Here is a 24,530-nt window from a genome sequence, read left to right as displayed (position 1 = left end):
TGACCGGGAGGATATACGACGAGAAGCGGGCCTGTCATAGGTCTCAGCCTTGTCGTGCATGGATTCGACGCATCGTGCACCGGACAGGGTCACGTCGATGCACACCGATTGTGCGCAATGCCGGAAAAGAATTGTTGACAATCTTTATGTCCACCCTAGGATGAGGATCATCACACGATGCCGATCATGAACGAGCCCGAATCCCACCCGTCCGGTGCAGCCAGTCCCGAAGCGATCGCCGAGCGGATCCGCACGGCGATCCTCGAGCATCGGCTCGCGCCGGGCGCGAAGCTGACGGAGGCGCAGCTCTGCGACGTGTTCAACGTGAAGCGCGGGGCGATCCGCCAGGCGCTCGCGCAGCTCGCGACCGACAAGCTGGTCGATCTCGAGCCGAACCGCGGCGCGTTCGTCGCGAGCCCGACGCTGCAGGACGTGCACGAGGTGTTCGAGATGCGCCGGATCATCGAGCTCGCCGTGGTCGAGCGGCTCGCGACCGGGCCCGGCGCGAAGCGGCTGAAGGGCGTCGCCTCGCTGATCGAGAAGGAACGCAAGGCGTTCGAGCGGCAAGACTTCGCGGCCTGGATCCGCCTGTCGGGCGAATTCCATACGGCGCTCGCCACGCTGATGGGCAATGCGACGCTCAGCGAGTGCCTCGAAGGGCTCGTCGCACGCTCGACGCTGATGTCGGCGCTGTACGAGTCGCACGGGCGCAGCCCGTGCTCGTGCGACGACCACGACGAGATCCTCGGTGCGCTGGAGGCCGGCGATCCGAAGCGGGCGGTGACGCTGATGGCGCACCACCTGCAGCATGTCGAACTGAAGATGCTGGACCGGCCCGCACAAGGGCAGGTCGATTTGCGCGAAGTGTTCGGCGGCGCCTGAGCGGCGACGCGAACCCGGCCACGCGCCACAAGAACGAGCGAAATGCAGGCCCGCGGCGTGTGCCGCGGGCCGCTGGTCCGACTCCGGGCGTCGATCCGGAGCGATATCGATGACGGTGGAGCGGCCTCCCGGCCGCGTCAAGGAGAAGTCATGGCTCAGTTCAGTGTGGCGCACGACAGCGCCTATCCGGCGGAAGAAGGCGGCGAGGGCGGCGATCCGACACTGCCGAATGGTTACAGCGAACGTCTGTACAACGAAGATTTGGCACCCCTGAAAAATAAGACATGGGGTTCATACAACATCTTCGCGTTCTGGATGTCGGACGTGCACAGCGTCGGCGGCTACGTATTCGCGGGCAGCCTGTTCGCGCTCGGGCTGACGAGCTGGCAGGTGCTGATCGCGCTGATCGTCGGGATCGGCTTCGTGAACCTGCTGTGCAACCTGATCGCGCGGCCGAGCCAGCAGATCGGCGTGCCGTATCCGGTCGCATGCCGCGCGACGTTCGGCGTGCTCGGCGCGAACGTGCCGGCCGTGATCCGCGGGCTGATCGCGATCGCGTGGTACGGGATCCAGACCTATCTCGCGTCGAGCGCGCTCGTGATCGTCGTGCTGAAATTCTTCCCGCAATGGCTGCCTTACGCGGACGTGCATCGCTACGGCTTCCTCGGGCTGTCGGCGGTCGGCTGGGCCGGCTTCATGCTGCTGTGGGTGCTCCAGGCGTTCGTGTTCTGGAACGGGATGGAGACGATCAAGAAGTTCATCGACTTCGCGGGCCCGGCCGTCTACGTCGTGATGTTCATCCTCGCCGGCTACATGGTGTGGCGCGCGGGCTGGCGCAACATCGGCCTCAACCTCGGTGGCGTGAAGTATCACGGCGCGGAAGTGATTCCGGTGATGGTCACGGCGGTGTCGCTGGTCGTGTCGTACTTCTCCGGGCCGATGCTGAACTTCGGCGATTTCTCGCGCTACTGCCGCTCGTTCGGCGAAGTGAAGCGCGGCAATTTCTGGGGGCTCCCGGTCAACTTCCTCGCGTTCTCGCTCGTCACGGTGATCACGACGGCCGCGACGCTGCCGGTGTTCGGCGAACTGATCACCGATCCCGTCGAGACGGTCGGCCGCATCGACCATCCGACCGCGGTGATCCTCGGTGCGCTGACGTTCACGATCGCGACGATCGGCATCAACATCGTCGCGAACTTCGTGTCGCCCGCGTTCGACTTCTCGAACGTCGCGCCGCGCCTGATCAGCTGGCGCGCGGGCGGGATGCTCGCGGCCGTCGCGTCGATCTTCATCACGCCGTGGAACCTGTTCAACAACCCGGCCGTGATCCACTACACGCTCGACGTGCTCGGCGCCTTCATCGGCCCGCTGTACGGCGTGCTGATCGCCGACTTCTACCTCGTCAAGCGCGGCCGGCTCGTGCGCGACGACCTGTACACGATGTCGGAAAGCGGCACGTACTGGTACACGGGCGGCGTGAACCGCCGCGCGCTTGCCGCGCTGTTGCCGGCCGCGGTGATCGCGATCGTCTGCGTGATGGTGCCGGGCTGGCAGGGCGTCGCGAACTTCTCGTGGTTCATCGGCGCGGGGCTCGGCTTCGTGTTCTACCGGCTGCTCGTGAGCGCGAAGGCCTGAGGAGCGTGCGATGAAGATCCGACTGATCAATCCGAATACGACCCAGCGGATGACCGACGCGATGGGCCGCTGCGCGCGCGAGGTCGCCGCTGCCGGCACGGAGATCGTCGCGGTGAGCCCGCCGATGGGGCCGCCGTCGATCGAAGGGTATTACGACGAGGCGCTCGCGACGCCGGGGCTGCTCGCCGAGATCGTGCAGGGCGAGCGCGACGGCTGCGATGCGTACGTGATCGCGTGCTTCGGCGATCCGGGCCTGTACGCGGCGCGCGAGCTCGCGCGCGGGCCGGTGATCGGCATTGCCGAGGCCGCGATGCATGCAGCGAGCGTGCTCGCGCCGGGCTTCTCGGTCGTCACGACGCTCGCGCGCACCTGCGGGATGGCGTGGCATCTCGCCGAACGCTACGGGATGAAACGGTTCTGCCGCAACGTGCGCGCGACCGACGTCGCGGTGCTCGAGCTCGACCGGCCGGGCTCGGCCGCGCGCCGGATCATCGTCGACGAATGCCGGCGCGCACTCGACGAGGACGGCGCCGACGCGATCGTGCTCGGTTGCGCGGGGATGGCCGAGTTCGCGCACGAGATCGAGCAGCAGATCGGCGCGCCGGTGGTCGAGGGCGTCACGGCGGCCGTCAAGTGGGCCGAGGCGCTCGTCGCGCTACGCCTCGCGACCGCGAAGCGCGGCGACTACGCGCGCCCGCTGCCGAAGCGCTACGACGGCGCGTTCGCCCGCTTCAGCCCGCCGGACGGGGATCAGGCGGAACCGGTCGCGAATTTGCCGCAACCGCACATACACACCGTCTGACACGCACTATCTGCGCCGCTGTATGGGCGCGTATGGGCGTTTTCGCTAAACTGGGCCGTCATCGCATCGGCTTGCGCAGCCGGCCTCCGGCACCCGCGCAGTCGATGCGAACCCATTATTTCAGCGAGCTTTCGCCGCTCTTCGAACCATGTCACTCGATCCCAACTATCCTCGCGACCTGATCGGCTACGGCCGCCATCCCGTTCAGGCGAACTGGCCGGGGCGTGCCCGCGTCGCCGTGCAATTCGTGCTGAACTACGAGGAGGGCGGCGAGAACTGCGTGCTGCACGGCGATCCGGGCTCCGAGCAGTTCCTGTCGGAAATCGTCGGCGCGGCCGCGTATCCCGACCGCCACATGAGCATGGAGTCGATCTACGAATACGGTTCGCGGGCCGGCGTATGGCGCATCCTGCGCGAATTCGAGAAGCGCGGGCTGCCGCTGACGGTATTCGGCGTCGGCATGGCGATCGAGCGCCATCCTGAGCTCGCGCGCGCCTTCGTCGAGCTGGGCCATGAAATCGCGTGCCACGGCTGGCGCTGGATCCACTACCAGAGCATGACGCCGGAACTCGAGGCCGAGCACATGCGCCTCGGGATGGAAGCGATCGAGCGCGTGACGGGCGAGCGCCCGCTCGGCTGGTACACCGGCCGCGACAGCCCCAATACGCACCGCCTGGTCGCGGAATACGGCGGCTTCCTGTACGACTCCGACAACTACGGCGACGACCTGCCGTTCTGGATGGACGTTGAAGTATCGGGCGGCAAGAAGTCGCCGCAGCTGATCGTGCCGTACACGCTCGACACGAACGACATGCGCTTTGCGACGCCGCAGGGCTTCAACACCGGCGATCACTTCTTCGACTACCTGCGCGATGCATTCGACGTGCTGTACGCGGAGGGCGACGAGGCGCCGAAGATGCTGTCGATCGGCATGCACTGCCGGTTGCTCGGCCGGCCGGGCCGGTTCCGCGGGCTGCAGCGTTTCCTCGATCACATCGAGAAGCACGATCGCGTATGGGTGACGCGCCGTGTCGATATCGCGCGTCACTGGCGTGAACATCATCCGTATCAGCCCAATCATCGAAACGAAGGGAAAGCATGAAGGCGATGCGCTACACGTTGGAACAACTGAACACGATGGCGCCGAGCGCATTTGTCGCGGCGTTGTCAGGGATTTTCGAACATTCGCCGTGGGTGGCCGAAGTCGCCGCGGGCGAGCGGCCGTTCGCGAGCATCGACGCGCTGCACAAGACGATGTCCGGCGCGGTGGAAACGGCCGGCGAAGCGCGCCAGCTCGCGCTGATCAACGCTCACCCGGAGCTGGCCGGCAAGGCCGCCGTGCGTGGCGAGCTGACCGCCGAGTCGACGCGCGAGCAGAGCGGCGCGGGCCTCGACCAGTGCACGCAGGAAGAATTCGACAAGCTGCTGACGCTGAACCGCACGTATCGCGAGAAGTTCGGCTTCCCGTTCATCCTCGCGGTGCGCGGCTATGACCGGCACGGCATCATCGCGAACTTCGAGTCGCGCGTGAATCATTCGCGCACCGAAGAACTGCGGGCGAGCCTCGACCAGATCTACCGGATCGCGCGCTTCCGCCTCGACGACCTGATCGACGCCTGACACCGCAATACGGCCTGCTGCGTCGCAGCGGCCTGATCGCCTCACTGAAACAAGGAAACATCATGGCTGTTCCGCTTCTCGATCCCAACGCACCCGACTTCACGCGGCGCTACGTGAACCTCGCCGACCCGCGTCTCGGTGCGCAGGCGCTCGAAGCCAGCGACGATTTCTTCGCGCCGAAGGACCGGATGCTGAACCCCGAGCCGGCTGTGTTCATCCCCGGCAAGTACGACGACCACGGCAAGTGGATGGACGGCTGGGAAACGCGCCGCAAGCGCACGACGGGCTACGACTGGTGCATCGTCAAGCTCGCGCGCCCGGGCGTGATCAAGGGCTTCGACATCGACACGAGCCACTTCACCGGCAACTTCCCGCCGGCCGCGTCGATCGAGGCCGCGTTCGTGGCCGACGGCGCGCCGACGCATGCGACCGAGTGGGTCGAGATCGTGCCGTCGACGACGCTGCAGGGCAACAGTCATCACTACGTCGAAGCGAGCGATGCGCGCGCCTTCACGCACCTGCGCGTGAACATCTATCCGGATGGCGGCATTGCACGCCTGCGCGTGTACGGCCAGCCGCAGCTCGACTGGGCCGGCGCGAGCGCGACCGAGCAGTTCGATCTCGCGGCGATGGAAAACGGCGGTTACGTGGTGGCCGCGAACAACCAGCACTTCGGCGTCGCGTCGAACCTGCTGCTGCCGGGCCGCGGCGTGAACATGGGCGACGGCTGGGAAACCCGTCGTCGCCGCGAACCGGGCAACGACTGGGCGATCATCGCGCTCGCGCAGCCGGGCGTGATCCGCAAGATCGAAGTCGATACCGCGTTCTTCAAGGGCAACTATCCGGACCGCTGCTCGATCCAGGCCGCGTACGTGTCGGGCGGCACGGACAGCTCGCTGATCACGCAATCGATGTTCTGGCCCGTGCTGCTCGGCGAACAGAAGCTGCAGATGGACAAGCAGCACTACTTCGAACAGGACATCGCATCGCTCGGCCCCGTCACGCACGTGCGACTGAACATCATTCCGGACGGCGGCGTGTCGCGCCTGCGTCTGTGGGGGACGCTCGACAAATGAAGACGCTTGCCATCGAACCGCTGACCAAGGAAGCATTCGCGCCGTTCGGCGACGTGATCGAGACGGAAGGGGCGAAGCAGATCCCGATCAACCTCGGCACGACGATCCGCTTTCACGATCTCGCGAAAGTCGACGTGACCGATGAAGACGGCCGCACGCTCGTCAACCTGTTCCGCGGCCAGCCGCGCACGCTGCCGTTCGAAGTGAAGATGCTCGAGCGGCACCCGCTCGGCAGCCAGGCGTTCGTGCCGTTGAACGACCAGCCGTACCTCGTCGTCGTGGCGCCCGCGGGCGATCTCGATCCGGCGAAGATCCGCGCGTTCGTGACGAGCGGCTGGCAGGGCGTCAACTATGCGAAGGGCGTGTGGCATCACCCGCTGATCGCGCTCGGCGGCGTCAGCGACTTCATCGTTGTCGATCGCGGCGGCGATGGCCTGAACCTGAACGAGCAGGACCTGCAGGAATCGCTGTGGCTCACCGACGAGGCGCTGCACGCGCTGACTGCGTGACTCGCTCGCGCCTTCGCGACTGACTGCTTGTCGAAACCCGCGCAATTCGCGCGGTTTTTTTATGTATGGTCGCTTGCTCGCGATTCAGGTCGCTTTGGTTTTGCGTGCGGCGCGCGAACCGGGCCGCCGCGACGCCAGCGCGTCACGGCGCGACCGGCGGCTCCTGTTCGTATGCGCGATGCAGCAGCGCGACGAACTGCGATGCGTCGGGCAGCGTCGCCGTGCCGAACCGGCGCACGGCGATCCCGGGCGTCCACGAATTCATCACGGCGGCGCCGGCCAGCGACGGCAGGTCGGCCGGCGTCAGTTCGCGATCGTGCTGCGCGACGCCGAGGCGCGCCAGTTGCCGACGCAGGATGCCCATCGTGACCCCGCCGAGCATGCCGGCCACCGGCCATACGACCGCGTCGCCGGTCCAGAACGCGAGATTCCAGATCGAGCCTTCGCTGATGCGCCCGTGACGATCGATGAAGGCCGTATCGTCGAAACGCTGCGCGATCGCGCGGCGCAGGAAGTGCGTCTTCGCGACTTCGCCGACGTGCTTGATGTCCGGCAGCACGCGCTCGTATTCGAACAGCGCGAGATCGAGCGGGCCCGCCGGGCCCGACGACGGCGGTGCCGTGCGGACCAGCACGTCGAGCGTTTCGTCGTCGCGCGGCGCGACGAATTCGCCCGTCGTCGCATGCACGGTCGCCGTCAGCGACAGCGCCGACGGCGCGCGCTCGAGCGCTGCGCGCAGGAGCGTACGGATCAGGTCATCGGGAAGTGCCTGGCCGAACAGCGTGTTCGACGCATCGCGCAGCCGCGCGAGATGCAGGTCGAGACCGCGTACGTGGCCGTCGCGTACCTGCATCGCGGTGAAATGCGCGTGGCCCGCGAACGCGAGCGCGGCGAGCGCGTCCGGGGCGGCGACGACGCCGTTGAGCTGGGCGATGGACGGGAATGGTTCAGCGGTCATCGGCGATTCTCCAGGTTGGCCGCGCGCACCGGGCGGTGCGCGAAATCTTCAAGAAAGCCTATTGTTTGCCGATTGATGCTGTCTTGAAAAACGAGTAGTTTTGGAACGGTCATCAAATCCGGTTTGAAGATCGATGGAACGCATGTGGCCCGGTACGCGCGCGCTGAGGACGTTCGATGCGGCGGCGCGGCACCTGAATTTCTCGCGGGCGGCCGACGAGGTCGGGCTGACGCCGGCGGCGGTCAGTCACCAGATCAAGGAAATCGAGGCGCAGCTCGACATGGTGCTGTTCGTCCGCACGAGCCGCAGTATCCGGCTGACGCCGGCCGGTGTCGTGCTGGCTGCCGCGGCCGCCGAGGCACTGGCGGGGCTGCGGCGTGCGACTGCCCGGGCACGGCGCGTCGCGCGGGAGCAGGCGGAGTTGCGCGTATCGGTCGGCGCGCGCTTCGCAACACACTGGCTGCTGCCGCGCCTGCCGCGTTTCAGGGCCGAGCATCCTGCGTTCGAGCTGTCGTTCGATATCACCGACCGGTTGCGCGATTTCGATGACGACGACGTCGATGCCGCGATCGGCTTCGGCACCGGGCGTTATCGCGATGCGTGCGCGCAGCGCCTGTTCGATACGTCGGTCGTTGCGATCTGCAGCCCGGCGCTGTTGTCGGCCGGCCCGCCGTTGCGCAAGCCGCGCGATCTGCTGCGCCACACGCTGTGCCACGTGGACTGCGAAGTCGACGGCGTGACCTGGCCGCGCTGGTCGGCACGGATGGCCGCTGCCGGCGTCGACGGTTTCGACGATAGCCGGTGCGTCGCGTTTCCGGATTCGAGCCACGTCGTGCAGGCCGTGATGGACGGTACGGCGGTCGGGCTGGCGGAGCCGCACATGATCGCGCGCGATCTCGCGGAAGGGCGCCTCGTCCGGCTGTTCGACGTGAACGTCGACGTGGCGCCGGGGCTTGCCTATCACGTCGTATATCCGGAGCACACGCAGGACGATCCGCGCATCGTCGCATTGCGCGACTGGCTCGCGGATGAAGTCACGACGATGCGCGCGTAGCGGTGACGGTGGCGCGTGCTATCGTGCCGGCATCTCCACCGCGCGATGCCCGATTCCGGGCATGGTCCTCCGATGAGCCAACCTGAAAACGACCTGGCGATCCTGCTGAGAACGATGCAGCCCGAACTGCATCCGGGTGCGTTCGCCTTCGTATCATTGCCGACCGGCTCAGACGTATCGTTATCCGAAGTAATCGCAACGTTCCGCGAAGCGGAAGGGCTGACGGTCGTGGCCGAAGAGGAGGCGGCAGCACGTCACGGCTGGCCCGTGCTGTTCCGTGCGGCCTGGATCACGCTGACCGTGCATTCCGACCTTGCGGCTGTCGGCCTCACGGCGGCGTTCGCACGCGCGCTCGGCGCGGCCGGCATCAGTTGCAACGTGATGGCGGCGGCTTGCCACGATCACATCTTCGTGCCGTTCGACGACGGCCCGCGCGCACTCGACGCGCTCGTCGCGCTCCAGCGCGATGCGATGCGCGCTGAGCGCTAGCAACGCATCTGCAACACGCAAAAAAAACGGACCCGTAACGGGCCCGCGAACAGAGAGGATTGCGCCGGAAAAGCACACCCGGCGCACGGCGGCTTACTTGTTCGCGCCACCCTCGAACCAGGCGGCGAGCTTCGTGCGCTCGTCGTCGGTCATGTGCGTGACGTTGCCGATCGGCATCGCCTTCAGGCGCACGGCCTGTTCGTAGATGCGCTGCGCGTTCTTCGACACTTCGTCCGGCGTGTCGAACATCACGCCTGCGGGCGCGCTGCCCATCAGCGTCGGCTTCGCCGAGTGGCACTCGACGCAGCGCTGCTGCAGGATCGGCATGATGTCGTTGATCACGACCTTCGGCGCGTTCGCGGCCTGCGCTTCTGGCGCGACCGGCTTCGGCGTCGTCCAGACCAGTGCGCCTGCCAGCAGCGCGACGCCGCCGATCGGCAGGTACCACAGCTGCTTGCCACGGTGGCGCATCACGAAGAACTGGCGAATCAGCGCGCCGGCCAGCATGATCAGCACGAGCACGACCCAGTTGAACTTGTTCGTGTACGTCATCGCATAGTGGTTCGACAGCATCGCGAACACGACCGGCAGCGTGAAGTACGTGTTGTGCACCGAGCGCTGCTTGCCGCGCTTGCCGTAGATCGGGTTCGGCTCTTCGCCCTTGAGCATCTTGTCGACCATCTTGCGCTGGCCGGGGATGATCACGAAGAACACGTTCGCCGACATGATCGTTGCGAGCATCGCGCCGACGATCAGGTAGGCGGCACGACCCGCGAAGATGTGGCACGCGAGGTACGCGGCGGCGACCACGTAGATGCCGACGCAGATGCCGAGCACGCGGTCGTTGGTGCCGAGGATGCGGCACAGCGAGTCGTAGACGATCCAGCCGGCCGCGAGGAAGCCGAGTGCGGACGCGACGGCGACCACCGGGCCCATGTCGAGCACGCTCTTGTCGATCAGGTACGTGTTCGGTGCGAGCAGGTACAGCACGAAGAACAGCGAGAAGCCCGACAGCCAGGTCGTGTACGACGGCCACTTCGACCAGTGCAGGTCATCCGGCATTTCCGGCGGGGCGACCGTATACTTCTGCATGTTGTAGAAGCCGCCGCCGTGGACGTGCCACAGCTCGCCGAACACACCGCGCTTGCGCTGGTTCGGGTCGGTCGGCGGTTTCAGGCTGTTGTCGAGCGCGACGAAATAGAACGACTCGCCGATCCACGCAATGGCGACGATGACGTGCAGCCATCGCAGCGCGAGGTTCAGCCAGTCGGTGATGAAGCCTTCCATGAAACTCCTCCAGACTCAAATCGTTTGTTTGATGCGGGCGCTGATTCGAATGTCAGCTGCCGCGATAGGTGCTGTACGACCACGGCGACACGAGCAGCGGCACGTGATAGTGCGAGCCGGTGTCGGCGATGCCGAAGCGGAGTACGACGCGATCGACGAAACGGGGTTCGGGCACCTTCACGCCGAGCGACGCGAAGTAGTCGCCGGCATGGAACACGAGTTCGTATTCGCCGGCGGCGAGCGCGGCGCCTTCGAGCAGGGGTTCGTCGCAGCGGCCGTCGCTATTGGTCAGCACGGTCTTGATCGCGCGGCGCGATTCGCCGTCCAGCGCGTAGAGGTCCACCTTGATTGCAGCGCCGGGACGGCCGTGCGCCGTATCGAGTACGTGGGTAGTGAGCTTTCCCATTCGTTGTGTCCTTGTGTGAATGCGAGGTTCGGCGGCGACTCGATCCATTGACTATGCGGCGGATCGAGGCTCCACGTCACGTGGCTACATACCCGTCGGCGAGATTGAAGCGAGCGCCGTGCAGGCATTGTAAAAAGGTTCCCGGCGCAAATACGGGCGCGATATCAAAGATAATGCGCCGCGCATGAGCGGCTGTCGACGGCACGCCGGATACGGCTTCCGGCGGGCATTTCGGGCCGCCGGCGGGGTGTTGCGCGGCGTACCATATCGAAACCGTGAAACGCGGTATTCCGGATCGCGCATTGTGTGCGGCGCGCGCTTGGGCGATCCTCCCGCCGTGCGCGTCGGCCTGAGGCCCGCGCGTACCCCGAAGACGGCGAGCACGCCGGGTAACCGGGCCAGGGCGTTCGAACGGACGCAGGCACCGGCGCGTGCCGCGATTCAGCGTTCGAACGGCTGTGTGACGACTTCCAGGATCAGCCCCTGGAAGCAGACCGACGCGGAGAACGCATGAATCTCGAGCAGCACGCTGGCGCACGCGCGCCGAACACCTCCTCATCCCGCCCGACAACCCTGCTGGTCAAGCACGCCGACGTGCTCGTGACCATGGACGACACGCGTCGCGAGCTGCGCGATGCGGGGCTCTACATCGAAGACAACCGGATCGTCGCGGTCGGCCCGACCGCGGAGCTGCCCGAGACGGCCGACGAAGTGCTCGACCTGCGCGGCCACCTCGTGATCCCGGGGCTCGTGAACACGCACCACCACATGTACCAGAGCCTGACGCGCGCGGTGCCTGCGGCGCAGAACGCCGAGCTGTTCGGCTGGCTCACGAACCTGTACAGGATCTGGGCGCACCTGACGCCCGAGATGATCGAAGTGTCGACGCTCACCGCGATGGCCGAGCTGCTGCAGTCGGGCTGCACGACGTCGAGCGATCATCTGTACATCTACCCGAACGGCAGCCGCCTCGACGACAGCATCGGCGCCGCGCAGCGGATCGGCATGCGATTTCACGCGAGCCGCGGGGCGATGAGCGTCGGCCAGCGCGACGGCGGGCTGCCGCCCGATTCGGTCGTCGAGCGCGAGCCCGACATCCTGCGCGACACGCAGCGCCTGATCGAGACCTATCACGACGAAGGCCGCTACGCGATGCTGCGCGTGGTCGTCGCGCCGTGCTCGCCGTTCTCGGTGAGCCGCGACCTGATGCGCGATGCGGCCGTGCTTGCGCGCGAATACGGCGTGTCGCTGCACACGCACCTCGCGGAGAACGTCAACGACATCGCGTACAGCCGCGAGAAGTTCGGGATGACGCCGGCCGAATATGCGGAAGACCTGGGCTGGGTCGGCCACGACGTGTGGCACGCACACTGCGTGCAGCTCGACGATGCGGGTATCAGCCTCTTCGCGCGCACCGGCACCGGCGTCGCGCACTGTCCGTGCTCGAACATGCGGCTCGCGTCCGGCATCGCGCCAGTGAAGAAGATGCGGCTCGCGGGCGTGCCGGTCGGCCTCGGTGTCGACGGCTCGGCATCGAACGACGGCGCGCAGATGGTCGCGGAAGTGCGGCAGGCGCTGCTGTTGCAGCGGGTCGGTTTCGGCCCCGATGCGATGACCGCGCGCGAAGCGCTCGAGATCGCGACGCTCGGCGGCGCGAAGGTGCTGAACCGCGACGACATCGGTGCGCTGAAGCCCGGCATGGCCGCGGACTTCGCCGCATTCGACCTGCGCCAGCCGCTGTTCGCGGGCGCGCTGCACGATCCGGTCGCGGCGCTCGTGTTCTGCGCGCCGTCGCAGACGGCGTACACGGTGGTGAACGGGAAGGTGGTGGTACGGGAAGGGCGGTTGGCGACGCTCGATCTGCCGCCTGTCATCGAGCGTCACAACGCGCTTGCACATGCGCTCGTCGCGGCATCGCGCTAACCCACGCTGAAATCCTCAGGCGGCCGCCTTGCAGGGCGTGCCGCCGGCGGTCGTCGTGCCGCGAGGTGTCGCGCGCCACGACGGCGCGGGCGGCTTAGGCCGCTACGCCTCGATCAGCGTGCGGGTGGCTTCGGCGACGAGGCTGCGCAGCCAGCGCACTTCGTCGGAGTAATGGCAGCGCTCGTGCCACAGCTGGTAGTACTGCATCGGCGGAAAGTCGAGCGGCGCCGGCACGACCGACAGCGGCAGGAACTTCGCGTAGTGATCGGCGAACAGTCGCGTCGTCGTGAAGATCAGGTCGGACTTCACGAGCACGTACGGTGCGAGGTTGAAGTACGGCAGCGTGACGACCACGTGGCGCTTGAGCCGTTCGCGCGCGAGATGCACGTCGATCGCGCCGCGCTGGCCGACCGAGTACGGCGTCGGCGCGAGATGCGGGGCGTTCAGGTACTGGTCGAGCGTGAGCCCGCCGCGCTTCGCGAACGGGTGCGTATTGCTCATCAGGCAGACGATTTCGTCGACGAACAGGTTCGACAGGTGCAGCTGCTCGGGCGGCTCGGGCCAGTTGCCGACGACGATGTCGAGCTTGCCGTCTTCCAGCGCGAGTTCGTAGTCGAACGCGGGGCCGAGCGAATGGAACTCGAGCGTCGCGTTCGGCGCGGCCTGGCGGAAGCGTTCGACGACGGTCGGCACGAACAGCACGTTCAGGTAGTCGGGGCAGCCGATCCGGTAGCAGCGGATCGACGTGGCCGGGTCGAAATTGTGCTGCTGGAACTTGATGCGTTCGATTTCACGCAGTGCGTTCTGCACCGGTTCGAGCAGGCGCAGCCCGTATTCGGTCGGCACCATGCCGGATTTGCCGCGCACCAGCAGCGGATCGCCGGTGATGTCGCGCAGGCGCCGCAGCGCGGCGCTGATCGCCGGTTGCGACTGGTTCAGTTTGACGGCCGCGCGCGTGACGCTGCGCTCCATCAACAAGGTGTGCAAGACGCGCAAGAGGTACGTGTCGATCGCCTCGCGTTGCTGACTCATGTTATCTCCGGTTTATATGGCTGGGCTGATCGAGGGGTGGGGTGGGTATATCGTTTTTAATATGAACGAAAATCAGCGTCAAGAGATGGATACCCGCAGGTACCCGCCGGCCGGGCCGCGACAAGGGGCCTGAACGGGGCGAATTGCGGTGCGCGCGGCGCCGCGCGGAAGCGCGTTGCACGGATCCGAATGGCGGCGCGGCGTGTGATGCAGGGGGCGCGTCAGTCGTCGATGCGCATGCCGACCTTCAGCGTGACCTGCCAGTGCACGACCTGGTCGCCTTCGATGTGACCGCGCGTTTCGGTCACCTGGAACCAGTGCAGGTTGTGCAGCGTCTTGCCGGCTTTCGAGATCGCATTGCGGATGGCGTCGTCGCTCGATTGCTGCGACGAACCGGTCAGCTCGATCATCTTGTACACGTGGTCGCTCATGATGCGCTCCCTGGGATGTCGGTATGGATGGCCGGCGCAAGCCGTGGTCCCGAAGCGGCGCCGCGCGTGCCCGGCTTCTTGAGTGATAGGTATGATGGGCGGCAAGTTCAACCCATATCGGAGACGAGGAGCATCGTGGAAGTCGGATTTTGCGGACCGGGATTGATGGGCGCGCCGATGATTCGGCATTTGCTGGCGGCAGGGCATCGGGTCAGCGTGTGGAATCGCTCGCGCGACAAGGCCGAGGCGCTCGTGAAGGACGGCGCGCAGGTGGTCGCCACGCCGCGCGAACTGGCGGAACGCGTCGAGACGGTATTCGTGTGCGTGCTCGACGGCCGCGCGGTGGGCGACGTCGTGTTCGGCGAGCACGGGCTGCTCTCCGGCGATGCGCCTGCGCGTCGTCTGCAGCGCATCGTCGATCATTCGAGCATTCCGCCCGCCGCCACGCGTGATTACGCGGCGCGTGCCGCGGCGCTCGGCGTCGGCTGGGTCGATGCGCCGGTGTCGGGCGGCGTGCCCGGCGCGCAGGCCGGCACGCTCGCGGTGATGGCCGGCGGCCGCGCGGCCGATCTCGACGCGGTGCGGCCGCTGATCGATACCTACGCGTCGCGGATCACGCATATGGGCGACGCGGGCGCGGGGCAGACGGCGAAGCTGTGCAACCAGGCGATCGTCACCGCGACGGTGACCGCGATCGCCGAGGCCGTCGGTCTGGCGCAGGCGAGCGGCATCGATGCCGCTCGGCTGGCCGAAGCGCTGGCCGGCGGCTGGGCTGATTCGGTGCTGCTGCAGACGTTCGTGCCGCGCATGACGTCGGGCGGTCATGCGCCGATCGGCGCGCTCAGCACGTTCCAGAAGGACGTCGATGCGATCGCCGACGCGGCGCGCGACACGGGTGCAGTGATGCCTGTATCGGCCACCGTGCAGCAGGTGTTGCGGCTCGGCGCCGCGCAAGGGCTCGCCGGTGCCGATTTCGCCGCGTTCATCGACATCGTGCGACCCGGCAACGGGCGTCAGCAGGTGTCGTGACGGGCAAGCGGGGCGCGTGAATGGCAGATGGGCCGCCCGGAGGCGGCCCATCGGATGGCAGGGTGATCAGCCGAGGGAGCGTGGTGTCGTGTCGCCGGCGTTCTGGCGACCGAGCCCGCCGCGCAGGCTCGCTTTCGTGCCTGCACCAAACTCGGGCAGGATGCGCGCACGCGCACGGCTGGCGAACACGAGGAAGCCGAAGCCGTTTGCTTCATACCAGTACCCGCCGTTCTCGAGGCCGTCCAGCGGCTGCTCGAGCGCGTTGGCGATCGATTCGATGCAGCGCTTGCGCAACTCGGCGATGGCGGGATAAGGCGGCTGGGCGCCGCGTACGCTGCACAGGAGCACGTCGAGACCGGGCAGCACATGTGCGTACAGGACGGGTTCGTCCTGCGCACGGGCGCGGGCAATCTTGGTGTCGAGCTGGGCAAACGGTTTCGAGTGGCGCAATACCGCGAGGAATGACTCCTGGCCATCCTGCTGGGCACGCCGACGTTTTTTCGGGAAGGACATAAACACTCGCCTCAAAAACAATTGCAAGAAATGCGGCACTTTCATGCGACCCACTCCCGGCTATGTACGCCGCATGTCGATCCTTTATAGCACACGAAAATGCTGCCTTCGTGCAGTACGACGATCAATGTCTCCCGTCGACCTGCTCGCCATGATCGACACAGCCAGCGTCTTGGCGCCCGTACTGTCGTTTAGTCTCCATCATAGACCTGCTTTCCCCGCGCGTGCATTCGCCCGTCACAAAAAAGTGAGATAGGCCGCATGCGGCGGCGCATCGCGCGCGCAATAAAAAGGCCCGCTCGGGGCGGGCCTGGCTGGCGGGGCGCTTGGCGATCAGCGCTGCTTCAGCGAATCGCGGATCTCGCGCAGCAGCACCGTGTCTTCCGGCGTCGCGGCCGGTGCGGCTTCTTCCGGCTTGCGCAGCTTGTTGATGAATTTCACCATCAGGAAAATGATGAACGCGAGGATGACGAAATTGATTGCCACCGTGATGAACGAGCCGTAGCCGAACGCGGCGACACCCGCGGCCTGCAGGTCCTTGAACGAATCGGGATTACCCTTGAACGTCGGGGGGATAGTGCCGAGCAGAACGAACTTGTTCGAGAAATCCAGGCCGCCGGTCAGCACGCCGATGACCGGCATGATGAGGTCTTTCACGACCGAGTCGACGATTTTCGAGAACGCGCCGCCGATGATCACGCCGACGGCGAGATCCATGACGTTGCCCTTGACGGCGAACTCCTTGAATTCCTTGATGATGCTCATGAGCGGCTTTCTCCTGTTTGGGGCGAGGGGAGGCGTGCCGCGACGCGCAGGGATGCAGAGCGTCGAATGAGGGTCGGTGGCACGCCGATGGCCGCATGATAGCGAACGCTCCCCATTGCCGGTAGTCCATCTTGAAATGATTGACAAATCCGCGCGTCGGCGCGGCCGGCCATGCAGGGGAGCGTGGCGTGCGTTGCAGCGCGTCGCGGGGGCGTCGACGCGCTGCGCAACTTCAGGTGTTGTCGTCGGTCCAGCCGTCGTCGTTGCTGCCGAGATCCATGCCGCCGCCGCCGTTGCCGTCGCTCCAGTTCGAACTGTCGCCACGGCCGAGGTCGACACCCGGGTCGTTTTCCTGCCGGCGGCGCTCGCCGTCGACGATCACGTCGCGTTCGACCACGCGCTCGCGGCCGCCGGACATCGCCTCGCCGAGCAATACGCCGGTCAGCAATCCACCCATGCCACCGCCGAAACCACCGCCGCCTTGCTGGATCACTACCGGCGGTTGCTGCTGCGGGTAGGGCTGCGGCGGATACGGCTGGCCTTGCGCGCCCGTCATGCGATCGGCTTCCTGCGCATACACGGAGCCGCTGCCGTTCGCCGGGGCCGCGGGCTGCGCGGCCGGGTCGGGACGGCCTTCGACGCGTGCCTTCACGCTGGCATGACGCTGTTCGAGTTCATCGACGCGATACGGCGGCACCGGATTCTTGCCGTTCGACAGCGATTCGACGAGCGTGCGCGCATCGGTCTCGATCGCTTCGAGCTCGCCCGTGAGCGCTGCGGCGCCGGGCGCCGTCGACAGCTTCGCGTCGAGTTTCAGCGGGCGGATGTCGTTCAGCACGTCGGTGGCGCGCTTGAGCTGCGTGCGGCGTTCGTCGTCGGCGCGGCTGTCGTCGGCCGTGCGTGCGCGCCGCAGCGTCCAGCGCAGCACCAGCGCGATCACCGCGACGATCAGTCCGAGGCCGATCCACATGCCGGTCGACGGACCGTGTTTTTCGGCCGGCGCGACGGCGGGCGCGAGCCCCGGCTGAAGCGTCCCTGCCTGCGTGGCCGACGGCACGTTGCCGCTCACGCGCGCGGCGTCGGCGCGGATGCGCGACTCCGTCTGCGCGAAGCGCGAAGCGTCGGTGAACTTGAGTTGCGGATCGAGCGACTTCGCGCGCTGCAGTTGCTCGAGTGCGTCGGACGCGCGGCCTTCGCGGTCCAGCACCTGTGCGTACAGGTAACGCGCATGCGCATTGTTCGGATGGGCGTCGATGACTTGCGACAGCTGCGTGTCGGCTTGCTGCCAGTTGCGTTGCGCGATCGATTGCTCGACCTGCTGCAGCGACGGGACCGCAAACGCGGCGGACGACAGCACCATCAGCGAGAGGCCGAGTGCGGCGAGAGATTTCTTCATGGTCGAACCGGGCGCAGGCGCCCGTCTCCTGACGATCGGTTCGCGCCGCGCCCGGGGCGGGCGGCGGCGCGGTGGCCCGCAGTGGCCGTTACTGCGCGGGCGTATCGAGCTGCTTCTTCAGCGCGGCGAGGCGATCCTCGACCGACGGGCCCTTGTTCAGCGCGGCGAGCTTGTCGTCGAGCGCCTTGCCGCTCGACGTGTCGGCCGAATTCAGGCGCGCGTCCGAGCGTGCGTTCTGCAGCGCGACCTTGTCCTCGAGCTTCTGGAAGTCCTCGGACAGGTTCTTGCCGCCGATGCCGCCCAAGGCACTTGCCGCGACGTCCTTCGCCTGCGCGATTTCCTGCTTGGCCTGCAGGATGTTCGAGCGTGCATTCAGGTCGTTGCGGCGCTGACGCATGTCGGCGATCTGCCTCTTCAGCTTCTCGACCGACGGCTCGAGCGTCGTCAATTCGGCTGCGAGCGCGTCACGCTCGGCTTCCGCGTTCGACTGCGCGCCGAGCGCCTCGCGTGCGAGTGCTTCATTGCCGGCCTGCAGCGCGCGCTTCGCGCCGTCCTCATACTTCTTCACCTTGTCGTCGGCCGCATCGCGCTTGCTGCGCTGGGTCGCGACCTGTGCCTCGATCTCGATCAGCGAATTCTCGGCACGGCCGATGCTGTCGTCGAGCTCCCGCACGATCTGCCGTGCGTCGCGCGACGGATCCTGTACCGAATCGGCCGCATCGTTCAGCAGGCCTTTGATCGTGCGCGAAACAGAGTCGAAAAGCGACATGAAATCCTCCGTGGTTGAAAGGCGCCGCGTGAGAGCGGCAGTGCCCGTTGCGAGCCGGTTCCGACCCGCATGAGCCGGCGGATATTACACCACCGGTTCACTTAAATACGGCTTAAACGCGCGAGTTCAAGCGGCTTGCGCATCAGGATGCCGAACCTTTCGTGATTGAAAGAAAATCGGCCGTGCGCGCGATATTGCGTGTCCATGATAGGCAGAGGATGCCGACAATACGTTCCTCAAATCACGGCATTGCGGGAATTTTTACAAAAAATCGCGAAGGCACCCGGTCGATTTCATTAAAATGCGCTGTCACGTCGCGGGAACGGATCGCCGCGCGGCGGGGTCTGTCGACGTGACAGCCGCATCACGCTGTATCCGCTCTGATCCATTCGCCTGCATTTCCGCATGCGTCCGAGGGCGCCACGACCGCCCGCCATTCCGACATGCCAATTATCAAACGACCGCCTTCTTCTTCCGACAGGAACGAACCCCACTACACGCTGCGCCGTTCGCCGTCCGGAGCCTATTACCCCGATGACGACGATCGCGACGACGACCGCCGCACCCAGCGCAGCGGCGGAGGGCGCGGTCGCTCATTCGGCTCGCGCGTCATGCTGTGGTTCGCCGGCCTCATCGCGACGTTGGCGATCGTCGGCGCGCTGATCGTCGGCTACGCGCTGGTCGTGATGGCGCCGCAACTGCCGTCGCTCGATGCGCTGACCAACTACCAGCCGAAGGTGCCGCTGCGCGTGTTCACGGCCGATCATGTGCTGATCGGCGAGTTCGGCGAGGAGCGCCGCAGCCTCGTGCGCTTCCAGGACATTCCGGACGTGATGAAGAAGGCGGTGCTCGCGATCGAGGACTACCGCTTCTACGAACACGGCGGCGTCGACTTCGTCGGCATCCTGCGCGCGGGTGTCGCCGACCTGATGCACGGCGGCGCGCGCCAGGGCGCGAGCACGATCACGATGCAGGTCGCGCGCAACTTCTTCCTGTCGAGCGAGAAGACCTACACGCGCAAGATTTACGAAATGCTGCTCGCGTACAAGATCGAGAAGGCCCTGACGAAGGACCAGATTCTCGAGCTGTACATGAACCAGATCTATCTCGGCCAGCGCTCGTACGGCTTCGCGGCCGCCGCGCGCGTGTATTTCGGCAAGGACCTGAAGGACATCACGCTCGCGGAAGCGGCGATGCTCGCCGGGCTGCCGAAGGCGCCGTCCGCGTATAACCCGGTCGTCAATCCGAAGCGCGCGAAGGTGCGCCAGGAATACATCCTGAAGCGCATGCTCGAGGTCGGCTACATCACGCAGCCGCAGTACGACGCGGCCGTGAAGGAAGAGATCCACGTGCGCACGCCGGGCAACCAGTACGCGGTGCACGGCGAGTACGTCGCCGAGATGGTGCGGCAGATGATGTACCAGCAGTACAAGGACGAAACCTATACGCGCGGGCTGACCGTCACGACGACGATCAACTCGTCCGACCAGGAAGCCGCGTACCAGGCCGTGCGTCGCGGCATTCTCGACTACGAGCGCCGCCACGGCTATCGCGGGCCGGAAGCGTCGATCAAGCTGCCCGCGGCCGGCGACGACCGCGACGAGGCGATCGACGACGCGCTCGCCGATCACCCGGACAACGGCGACCTGCAGTCGGCGGTCGTGCTGTCGGCATCGCCGAATGCGGTCGAGGTGCAGTTCGTCGGCGGCGCGACCACGACGATCGGCCCGGCCGGGCTGCGCTTCGTGGCGGGCGCGCTCAGCCCCCGCGCGAACGACACGCTGCGCATCAAGCCGGGTTCGGTCGTGCGCGTGCTGAAGGACGGCAAGACGGGCTGGCAGGTCGTGCAGCTGCCGCAGGTCGAAGGCGCGCTCGTCGCGATCGCGCCGCAGGACGGCGCGATCCGTTCGCTCGTCGGCGGCTTCGACTTCAACAAGAGCAAGTTCAACCACGTGACGCAGGCATGGCGGCAGCCGGGCTCGTCGTTCAAGCCGTTCATCTACTCGGCGTCGCTCGACAAGGGGCTCGGGCCGGCGACGATGATCAACGACGCGCCGCTGTACTTCCCGCCGAGCGTGCCGGGCGGCACTGCCTGGGAGCCGAAGGACGACGACCAGCCGGACGGCCCGATGACGATGCGCACCGGCCTGCAGCGTTCGAAGAACCTCGTGTCGATCCGGATCCTCGCGTCGATCGGCACGCAGTATGCGCAGGAGTACGTGACGCAGCGCTTCGGCTTCGATCCCGCGAAGACGCCGCCTTACCTGCCGATGGCGCTCGGCGCGGGCCTCGTGACGCCGCTGCAGCTCGCGACCGGCTATGCGGTGTTCGCGAACGGCGGCTACAAGGTCGATCCGTACCTGATCGCCGAAGTCGACGACGCACGCGGCCAGCCGCTGCAGAAGTCGCAGCCGGTGCTCGCGGGCAGCACGGCGCCGCGCACGATCGAAGGCCGCAACGCGTACGTGATGAACAGCCTGCTGCATTCGGTCGCGACGGCCGGCACGGGCGCCGGCACCAACGCACTGGGCCGCAGCGACCTGCAGGGCAAGACGGGTACGACGAACGATGCGAAGGACGGCTGGTTCGCCGGCTACCAGCAATCGCTCGTCGCGGTCGCGTGGATGGGCTTCGACCAGCCGAAGAGCCTCGGCAGTCGTGAGTTCGGCGCGCAGCTCGCATTGCCGATCTGGGTGAACTACATGCGCACCGCGCTGAACGGCGTGCCGGAGCAGCAGATGCCGATGCCGGACGGCCTGACCTCGATCGACGGCGAGCTGTTCTACGCCGATCGCACGCCGGGCAACGGCTTCGTCGCGAACGTCGACATCAACCCGGCCGAGAACGCGATCAGCGCGAACGACGCACTCGGCTCGGCCGGCGCGGCGGGGCTTGCGCCGCCGCCCGTCACGCCGCAGGAGAAGCAGCAGATCATGGACATGTTCGAGAACAAGTAAGCGGCAAGCCGCGGTTCCGGCATGCGACGGGCGCCTTCGGGCGCCCGTTTTTTTTTTGCGCGGATTGCCGGCAGAAGGAGAAGGGGGAATCAGAACGATGCGCAGGCCGGCACGACCGTCATGCCGACCGATTGCTGGTGGAAGCGCTGCATGTACGCTTGCCGGATCGCGGCGAGCCGCGTACGCGTGTCGGGCGTATCGTCGGCGATGATACGGATCACGAAGCTGTCTTCGCGCGTGATTCCGCCGCTTGCCCGGTCACGCCACTGGCCGTGCGTGTCCCAGTAGGTGAGGCCGTCGGGGAACCGTGGTGTGACCGTGTCGGCGAGGAATGCCGCACGCTCCGCATCGGTGACGGGGCCGCGCCCCGTGATGTCGCGCCCGAACAGCAGGTCGGCCTGCAGCATGGAGTTTTCGCCCGGCTGCGTGCAGGCCGACGGCGCGCCGACGACGGGCGAGGGCGGTGCCGCGCAACCGGCGAGCAGGGCGATCGCCATGACGCATGCGCCCAGCGACCGCATCTGCCCATTTCGTGACGATCGACCTCCGCGCGCGCAAAACGCTGCGCGCTCAACCACTTGCGTGCTTGTCCGGCGGGTTATCAACAGGGCTGTCAACATTATCTGGGGATAACCCTAGGTTCGTCCGCGCGTGTCCGATGTGGGGTCAGTGCTGCAGTTTCGCGTGCGCGAGATGCATGCCGAGCGTGGCGGGGTCGGTATTGGTGCCCGACAGCAGCACGCCGACCCGCTTGCCCTGCAGCGTTTCGCGCAGCGGACCGAGCAGGGCGGCCAGCGCGGCCGCGCATGCCGGTTCGACCGACAGTTTCAGTTGCGAGAACAGGAACAGCATCGCGGCACGCAGCGCGTCGTCGGACACGGTGACGATGCGGTCGACGTGGCGCCGGCACAGCTGGTAGCTGTATTCCTCGGTATGCGGCGCCATCAGCGAATCGGCGATCGTCTGCATCGCGCTCATCTTGATCGTGTGATTCGCCGCGAAGCTTCGGCTCATCGCGTCGGCGCCTTCCGGCTCGACGCCGTACACGTGCACGCGCGGGTTCGCGAGCCGCAGCGCGGTCGCCATGCCGGCCGCGAGCCCGCCGCCGCCGATCGGCACGATCACCGCGTCGAGGTCGGGCGTCTGGGTCGCCCATTCGTAGCCGAGTGTCGCGGTGCCGAGGATCGTGTGGTAGCCGTTGAACGGATGGATGAAGAAGCGGCCTTCCTCGGCCTCGATCCGCCGGACCAGATCGAATGCCTGCGATGCGCTGCCGGCCAGCACGACTTCCGCGCGGTACTGCTTGCACTGCGCGATGCGTGACGGACTTGCGGTATGGAACATCACGACCTTGGCGCTGCTGCCGAGCCGCATCGCCGCGTACGCGACGGCCGCCGCGTGATTGCCGGCCGACACGCAGGTGACGCCGGCGTTCTTGCGCGCCTCGTCGAGCGCGAGCAGGTGCGTGAATGCGCCGCGCGCCTTGAAGCTGCCGCTGACCTGCAGCAGCTCGAACTTGAAGTTGACGTGCGTGCCCTCGAGGGACGGCAGGTCGGCGCGTTCGAACACGGGCGTGCGCGCGACCCACGGCGACAGCGCGAAATGCTGCGCGGCGATTTCGTCGAGCGTCGGGATCGGCTCGCCGTCGATCGTCGTATGGGCGGTGCCCTGTTGTTCAGTCGACATGACGTGGCGGGTGGCGGAGTGGGCCGGCCCGCACACGCGGGCCGGCGTGGCGGGAGGCAGTCAGTGTGCGTCGACCGACATGCTGCGGATGAACTTGCGCAGGAACTGCTCGCAGCCGGCGAGTTGCGCGAGCTCGACATATTCGTTCGGCTTGTGCGCCTGCTCGATGTTGCCGGGCCCGCACACGACGCTCGGGATGCCCGCTCGTTCGAACAAACCGGCTTCGGTACCGTACGCGACCTTGCGCTTGTCCTGGTCGGCCGTCAGCGCGCGCACGAGCTGCGTGATCGCGGCTTGTTCGGTCGCGTCGAGGCCGGGCGCCGCGGCGATCTTCGAGAACTCGATCGCGGCATTCGGATGCTCGCGCAGCATCTGCGGCAGCAGCGTTTCCTGCGCATACGCTTCGATGCGGGTGAAGATCTGCTCGGGATCGAGCGTCGGCAGGTTGCGGAACTCGAAGTCGAAGCGGCACTCGGCCGGCACCGTGTTGATCGCATTGCCGCCCTGGATCGTGCTCGTCTGCGCGGTCGTGAACGGCACGTCGTACAGTTCGTCGAACGGGCCTTCGGCGCGAAAGCGCTCGGCGATGTCGCGGATGTGGCAGATGAGGCGCGCCGCATACTCGATCGCGTTCAGCCCCTTCGGCGTCAGCGACGAATGCGCGGCGTGGCCGCGCACGCAGCAGCGGTATGCGTTGATGCCCTTGTGCGCGATGATCGGCCGCATGCTGGTCGGCTCGCCGACGATGCAGCCGGACGGCTGCACGCCGCGTTTGACCAGATCCGCAATCATCAGCGGCGCGCCGGCGCAGCCGATTTCCTCGTCATAGGACAGCGCGAAATGGATCGGCTTCGCGAGCTTCGTCGCCTGCATCTCGGGCAGCAGCGCGAGGGCCGCGCCGATGAAGCCCTTCATGTCGCAGGTGCCGCGGCCGTACAGGCGGCCGTCGCGGATTTCCGGCGCGAACGGGTTGCTGTCCCATTGCTGGCCATCGACCGGCACGACGTCGGTATGCCCCGACAGCACGATGCCGCCGTTCGTCGAGCCGTCGTGCGCGGGCACGGTGGCGAACAGGTTCGCCCAGCCTTCACGCGGATCGTGCGTGATCGTCGATGCGATGCCTTTCGCGGCGAGCGCGTCGCGCACCGTTTCGATCAGGCCGAGGTTCGGCACGCGGCTCGTGGTGTCCATCGACACGAGTTGCTTGATCCAGGGCAGGCTGACGAGCGACGCTTCGCCTGGAGTTGCGGCGGAAGGCGCTGTCGCGTCGAGAGTGGACATGGCAAAACTCCGTCTGATGAATGGGAAAAT

At 66.6% G+C, this 24,530-nt stretch carries 24 protein-coding genes; 12 read left to right on the top strand and 12 right to left on the bottom strand.

What is annotated here, in order from left to right; all coding sequences use genetic code 11:
* The first annotated feature begins 177 nt into the window (after positions 1-177).
* From CFB82_RS11050 to CFB82_RS11020, 7 genes are all read left to right on the top strand, one after another.
* Positions 178-882, top strand: coding sequence for a GntR family transcriptional regulator (locus CFB82_RS11050; RefSeq protein WP_089484138.1), 705 nt, complete (start codon positions 178-180; stop codon positions 880-882).
* A gap of 150 nt (positions 883-1,032) precedes the next feature.
* Positions 1,033-2,517 (top strand): NCS1 family nucleobase:cation symporter-1, encoded by a 1,485-nt coding sequence (locus tag CFB82_RS11045; RefSeq protein WP_089484137.1) that lies wholly within the window; start codon positions 1,033-1,035, stop codon positions 2,515-2,517.
* 10 nt (positions 2,518-2,527) lie between these two features.
* Entirely contained in the window at positions 2,528-3,319 is a 792-nt protein-coding gene (locus tag CFB82_RS11040) for an aspartate/glutamate racemase family protein (protein ID WP_069248243.1), read from the top strand.
* A 148-nt stretch (positions 3,320-3,467) separates the two neighbouring features.
* A complete protein-coding gene (gene puuE / locus CFB82_RS11035) occupies positions 3,468-4,421 on the top strand; it encodes an allantoinase PuuE (RefSeq protein WP_069248242.1) in 954 nt (317 codons plus the stop codon).
* The gene (gene uraD / locus CFB82_RS11030; RefSeq protein ID WP_069248241.1) at positions 4,418-4,939 is read left to right on the top strand and encodes a 2-oxo-4-hydroxy-4-carboxy-5-ureidoimidazoline decarboxylase; all 522 of its coding nucleotides are present in this window, start codon (positions 4,418-4,420) and stop codon (positions 4,937-4,939) included. Before puuE ends, uraD begins: the two co-directional genes overlap by 4 nt.
* 62 nt (positions 4,940-5,001) lie before the next feature.
* Complete coding sequence (gene alc, locus CFB82_RS11025) at positions 5,002-6,015, top strand: allantoicase (protein ID WP_011352409.1); 1,014 nt, start codon at positions 5,002-5,004, stop codon at positions 6,013-6,015.
* On the top strand, positions 6,012-6,524 hold the full coding sequence (locus CFB82_RS11020; protein ID WP_043187989.1) for an ureidoglycolate lyase: 513 nt from the start codon (positions 6,012-6,014) through the stop codon (positions 6,522-6,524). The genes alc and CFB82_RS11020 overlap by 4 nt, the downstream gene beginning before the upstream one ends.
* A gap of 142 nt (positions 6,525-6,666) precedes the next feature.
* Here the strand turns inward: CFB82_RS11020 and CFB82_RS11015 are convergent, their stop codons facing one another.
* Entirely contained in the window at positions 6,667-7,482 is an 816-nt protein-coding gene (locus tag CFB82_RS11015; protein WP_179255393.1) for an aminotransferase class IV family protein, read from the bottom strand.
* Positions 7,483-7,615: 133 nt separating this feature from the next.
* On the opposite strand from CFB82_RS11015, the gene CFB82_RS11010 reads away from it, so the two are divergent.
* Positions 7,616-8,536: a LysR substrate-binding domain-containing protein gene (locus CFB82_RS11010; protein ID WP_089484136.1), complete on the top strand. Its 921-nt coding sequence runs from the start codon at positions 7,616-7,618 to the stop codon at positions 8,534-8,536.
* A gap of 72 nt (positions 8,537-8,608) precedes the next feature.
* Positions 8,609-9,025, top strand: coding sequence for an ACT domain-containing protein (locus tag CFB82_RS11005; protein WP_089484135.1), 417 nt, complete (start codon positions 8,609-8,611; stop codon positions 9,023-9,025).
* Between the two features lie 93 nt (positions 9,026-9,118).
* Here CFB82_RS11005 and CFB82_RS11000 read toward each other — a convergent pair whose 3' ends face one another.
* Positions 9,119-10,312, bottom strand: a complete 1,194-nt coding sequence (locus tag CFB82_RS11000) for a urate hydroxylase PuuD (RefSeq protein ID WP_039342830.1) — start codon at positions 10,310-10,312, stop codon at positions 9,119-9,121.
* A gap of 52 nt (positions 10,313-10,364) precedes the next feature.
* Positions 10,365-10,718, bottom strand: coding sequence for a hydroxyisourate hydrolase (uraH, locus tag CFB82_RS10995; protein WP_011352401.1), 354 nt, complete (start codon positions 10,716-10,718; stop codon positions 10,365-10,367).
* 510 nt (positions 10,719-11,228) lie between these two features.
* Here uraH and CFB82_RS10990 point away from each other — a divergent pair.
* Positions 11,229-12,641 carry an 8-oxoguanine deaminase gene (locus CFB82_RS10990; RefSeq protein WP_069248236.1) on the top strand — a complete coding sequence of 471 codons (1,413 nt, stop codon included), beginning with the start codon at positions 11,229-11,231 and terminating at the stop codon, positions 12,639-12,641.
* A 102-nt stretch (positions 12,642-12,743) separates the two neighbouring features.
* On the opposite strand, the gene CFB82_RS10985 is transcribed toward CFB82_RS10990, so the two are convergent.
* Together CFB82_RS10985 and CFB82_RS10980 are read right to left on the bottom strand one after the other, a co-directional pair.
* Positions 12,744-13,673 carry a LysR substrate-binding domain-containing protein gene (locus tag CFB82_RS10985; protein WP_006762467.1) on the bottom strand — a complete coding sequence of 310 codons (930 nt, stop codon included), beginning with the start codon at positions 13,671-13,673 and terminating at the stop codon, positions 12,744-12,746.
* A gap of 221 nt (positions 13,674-13,894) precedes the next feature.
* Positions 13,895-14,104: a dodecin gene (locus CFB82_RS10980; RefSeq protein WP_021160372.1), complete on the bottom strand. Its 210-nt coding sequence runs from the start codon at positions 14,102-14,104 to the stop codon at positions 13,895-13,897.
* 135 nt (positions 14,105-14,239) lie between these two features.
* Between CFB82_RS10980 and CFB82_RS10975 the strand changes: the two genes are divergently transcribed.
* Positions 14,240-15,133 carry an NAD(P)-dependent oxidoreductase gene (locus CFB82_RS10975; RefSeq protein WP_069248235.1) on the top strand — a complete coding sequence of 298 codons (894 nt, stop codon included), beginning with the start codon at positions 14,240-14,242 and terminating at the stop codon, positions 15,131-15,133.
* Positions 15,134-15,199: 66 nt separating this feature from the next.
* On the opposite strand, the gene CFB82_RS10970 is transcribed toward CFB82_RS10975, so the two are convergent.
* From CFB82_RS10970 to CFB82_RS10955, 4 genes are all read right to left on the bottom strand, one after another.
* Entirely contained in the window at positions 15,200-15,646 is a 447-nt protein-coding gene (locus CFB82_RS10970; protein WP_027784713.1) for a hypothetical protein, read from the bottom strand.
* Between the two features lie 333 nt (positions 15,647-15,979).
* Positions 15,980-16,411 carry a large conductance mechanosensitive channel protein MscL gene (gene mscL / locus CFB82_RS10965; protein ID WP_006487991.1) on the bottom strand — a complete coding sequence of 144 codons (432 nt, stop codon included), beginning with the start codon at positions 16,409-16,411 and terminating at the stop codon, positions 15,980-15,982.
* A 232-nt stretch (positions 16,412-16,643) separates the two neighbouring features.
* Complete coding sequence (locus CFB82_RS10960) at positions 16,644-17,807, bottom strand: tetratricopeptide repeat protein (protein WP_089484134.1); 1,164 nt, start codon at positions 17,805-17,807, stop codon at positions 16,644-16,646.
* Between the two features lie 88 nt (positions 17,808-17,895).
* Positions 17,896-18,576 carry a PspA/IM30 family protein gene (locus CFB82_RS10955; RefSeq protein ID WP_089484133.1) on the bottom strand — a complete coding sequence of 227 codons (681 nt, stop codon included), beginning with the start codon at positions 18,574-18,576 and terminating at the stop codon, positions 17,896-17,898.
* A gap of 443 nt (positions 18,577-19,019) precedes the next feature.
* Between CFB82_RS10955 and CFB82_RS10950 the strand changes: the two genes are divergently transcribed.
* The gene (locus CFB82_RS10950; RefSeq protein ID WP_089484132.1) at positions 19,020-21,533 is read left to right on the top strand and encodes a penicillin-binding protein 1A; all 2,514 of its coding nucleotides are present in this window, start codon (positions 19,020-19,022) and stop codon (positions 21,531-21,533) included.
* An 89-nt stretch (positions 21,534-21,622) separates the two neighbouring features.
* On the opposite strand, the gene CFB82_RS10945 is transcribed toward CFB82_RS10950, so the two are convergent.
* The 3 genes from CFB82_RS10945 to argE form a co-directional block, all read right to left on the bottom strand.
* On the bottom strand, positions 21,623-22,054 hold the full coding sequence (locus CFB82_RS10945) for a DUF3574 domain-containing protein (RefSeq protein WP_089484131.1): 432 nt from the start codon (positions 22,052-22,054) through the stop codon (positions 21,623-21,625).
* A 145-nt stretch (positions 22,055-22,199) separates the two neighbouring features.
* A complete protein-coding gene (locus tag CFB82_RS10940) occupies positions 22,200-23,219 on the bottom strand; it encodes a threonine/serine dehydratase (protein WP_046545939.1) in 1,020 nt (339 codons plus the stop codon).
* 60 nt (positions 23,220-23,279) lie between these two features.
* The gene (gene argE, locus CFB82_RS10935) at positions 23,280-24,500 is read right to left on the bottom strand and encodes an acetylornithine deacetylase (protein ID WP_089484130.1); all 1,221 of its coding nucleotides are present in this window, start codon (positions 24,498-24,500) and stop codon (positions 23,280-23,282) included.
* Between the last annotated feature and the right edge of the window lie 30 nt (positions 24,501-24,530).

Origin of the sequence: Burkholderia sp. HI2714, from assembly GCF_002223085.1 — a bacterium.
GTDB classification, from domain to species: Bacteria; Pseudomonadota; Gammaproteobacteria; order Burkholderiales; family Burkholderiaceae; genus Burkholderia; species Burkholderia lata_D.
Note: the sequence above shows the minus strand (reverse complement) of the source record. Positions and strands in the feature narration are given on the sequence as shown.

What these genes read in the sequence shown, in the direction of transcription:
- CFB82_RS11050 (WP_089484138.1), top strand. Translation starts at nt 178, where the DNA reads ATGCCGATCATGAACGAGCCCGAATCCCACCCGTCCGGTGCAGCCAGT.
- CFB82_RS10985 (WP_006762467.1), bottom strand. Translation starts at nt 13,673, where the DNA reads ATGAGTCAGCAACGCGAGGCGATCGACACGTACCTCTTGCGCGTCTTG.
- CFB82_RS10940 (WP_046545939.1), bottom strand. Translation starts at nt 23,219, where the DNA reads ATGTCGACTGAACAACAGGGCACCGCCCATACGACGATCGACGGCGAG.
- uraD (WP_069248241.1), top strand. Translation starts at nt 4,418, where the DNA reads ATGAAGGCGATGCGCTACACGTTGGAACAACTGAACACGATGGCGCCG.
- CFB82_RS10955 (WP_089484133.1), bottom strand. Translation starts at nt 18,576, where the DNA reads ATGTCGCTTTTCGACTCTGTTTCGCGCACGATCAAAGGCCTGCTGAAC.
- CFB82_RS10970 (WP_027784713.1), bottom strand. Translation starts at nt 15,646, where the DNA reads ATGTCCTTCCCGAAAAAACGTCGGCGTGCCCAGCAGGATGGCCAGGAG.
- CFB82_RS11000 (WP_039342830.1), bottom strand. Translation starts at nt 10,312, where the DNA reads ATGGAAGGCTTCATCACCGACTGGCTGAACCTCGCGCTGCGATGGCTG.
- CFB82_RS10950 (WP_089484132.1), top strand. Translation starts at nt 19,020, where the DNA reads ATGCCAATTATCAAACGACCGCCTTCTTCTTCCGACAGGAACGAACCC.
- CFB82_RS11045 (WP_089484137.1), top strand. Translation starts at nt 1,033, where the DNA reads ATGGCTCAGTTCAGTGTGGCGCACGACAGCGCCTATCCGGCGGAAGAA.
- CFB82_RS10980 (WP_021160372.1), bottom strand. Translation starts at nt 14,104, where the DNA reads ATGAGCGACCACGTGTACAAGATGATCGAGCTGACCGGTTCGTCGCAG.
- CFB82_RS11005 (WP_089484135.1), top strand. Translation starts at nt 8,609, where the DNA reads ATGAGCCAACCTGAAAACGACCTGGCGATCCTGCTGAGAACGATGCAG.
- uraH (WP_011352401.1), bottom strand. Translation starts at nt 10,718, where the DNA reads ATGGGAAAGCTCACTACCCACGTACTCGATACGGCGCACGGCCGTCCC.
- mscL (WP_006487991.1), bottom strand. Translation starts at nt 16,411, where the DNA reads ATGAGCATCATCAAGGAATTCAAGGAGTTCGCCGTCAAGGGCAACGTC.
- CFB82_RS10945 (WP_089484131.1), bottom strand. Translation starts at nt 22,054, where the DNA reads ATGCGGTCGCTGGGCGCATGCGTCATGGCGATCGCCCTGCTCGCCGGT.
- alc (WP_011352409.1), top strand. Translation starts at nt 5,002, where the DNA reads ATGGCTGTTCCGCTTCTCGATCCCAACGCACCCGACTTCACGCGGCGC.
- CFB82_RS11020 (WP_043187989.1), top strand. Translation starts at nt 6,012, where the DNA reads ATGAAGACGCTTGCCATCGAACCGCTGACCAAGGAAGCATTCGCGCCG.
- CFB82_RS11040 (WP_069248243.1), top strand. Translation starts at nt 2,528, where the DNA reads ATGAAGATCCGACTGATCAATCCGAATACGACCCAGCGGATGACCGAC.
- CFB82_RS10990 (WP_069248236.1), top strand. Translation starts at nt 11,229, where the DNA reads ATGAATCTCGAGCAGCACGCTGGCGCACGCGCGCCGAACACCTCCTCA.
- argE (WP_089484130.1), bottom strand. Translation starts at nt 24,500, where the DNA reads ATGTCCACTCTCGACGCGACAGCGCCTTCCGCCGCAACTCCAGGCGAA.
- CFB82_RS11010 (WP_089484136.1), top strand. Translation starts at nt 7,616, where the DNA reads ATGGAACGCATGTGGCCCGGTACGCGCGCGCTGAGGACGTTCGATGCG.
- CFB82_RS10960 (WP_089484134.1), bottom strand. Translation starts at nt 17,807, where the DNA reads ATGAAGAAATCTCTCGCCGCACTCGGCCTCTCGCTGATGGTGCTGTCG.
- CFB82_RS11015 (WP_179255393.1), bottom strand. Translation starts at nt 7,482, where the DNA reads ATGACCGCTGAACCATTCCCGTCCATCGCCCAGCTCAACGGCGTCGTC.
- puuE (WP_069248242.1), top strand. Translation starts at nt 3,468, where the DNA reads ATGTCACTCGATCCCAACTATCCTCGCGACCTGATCGGCTACGGCCGC.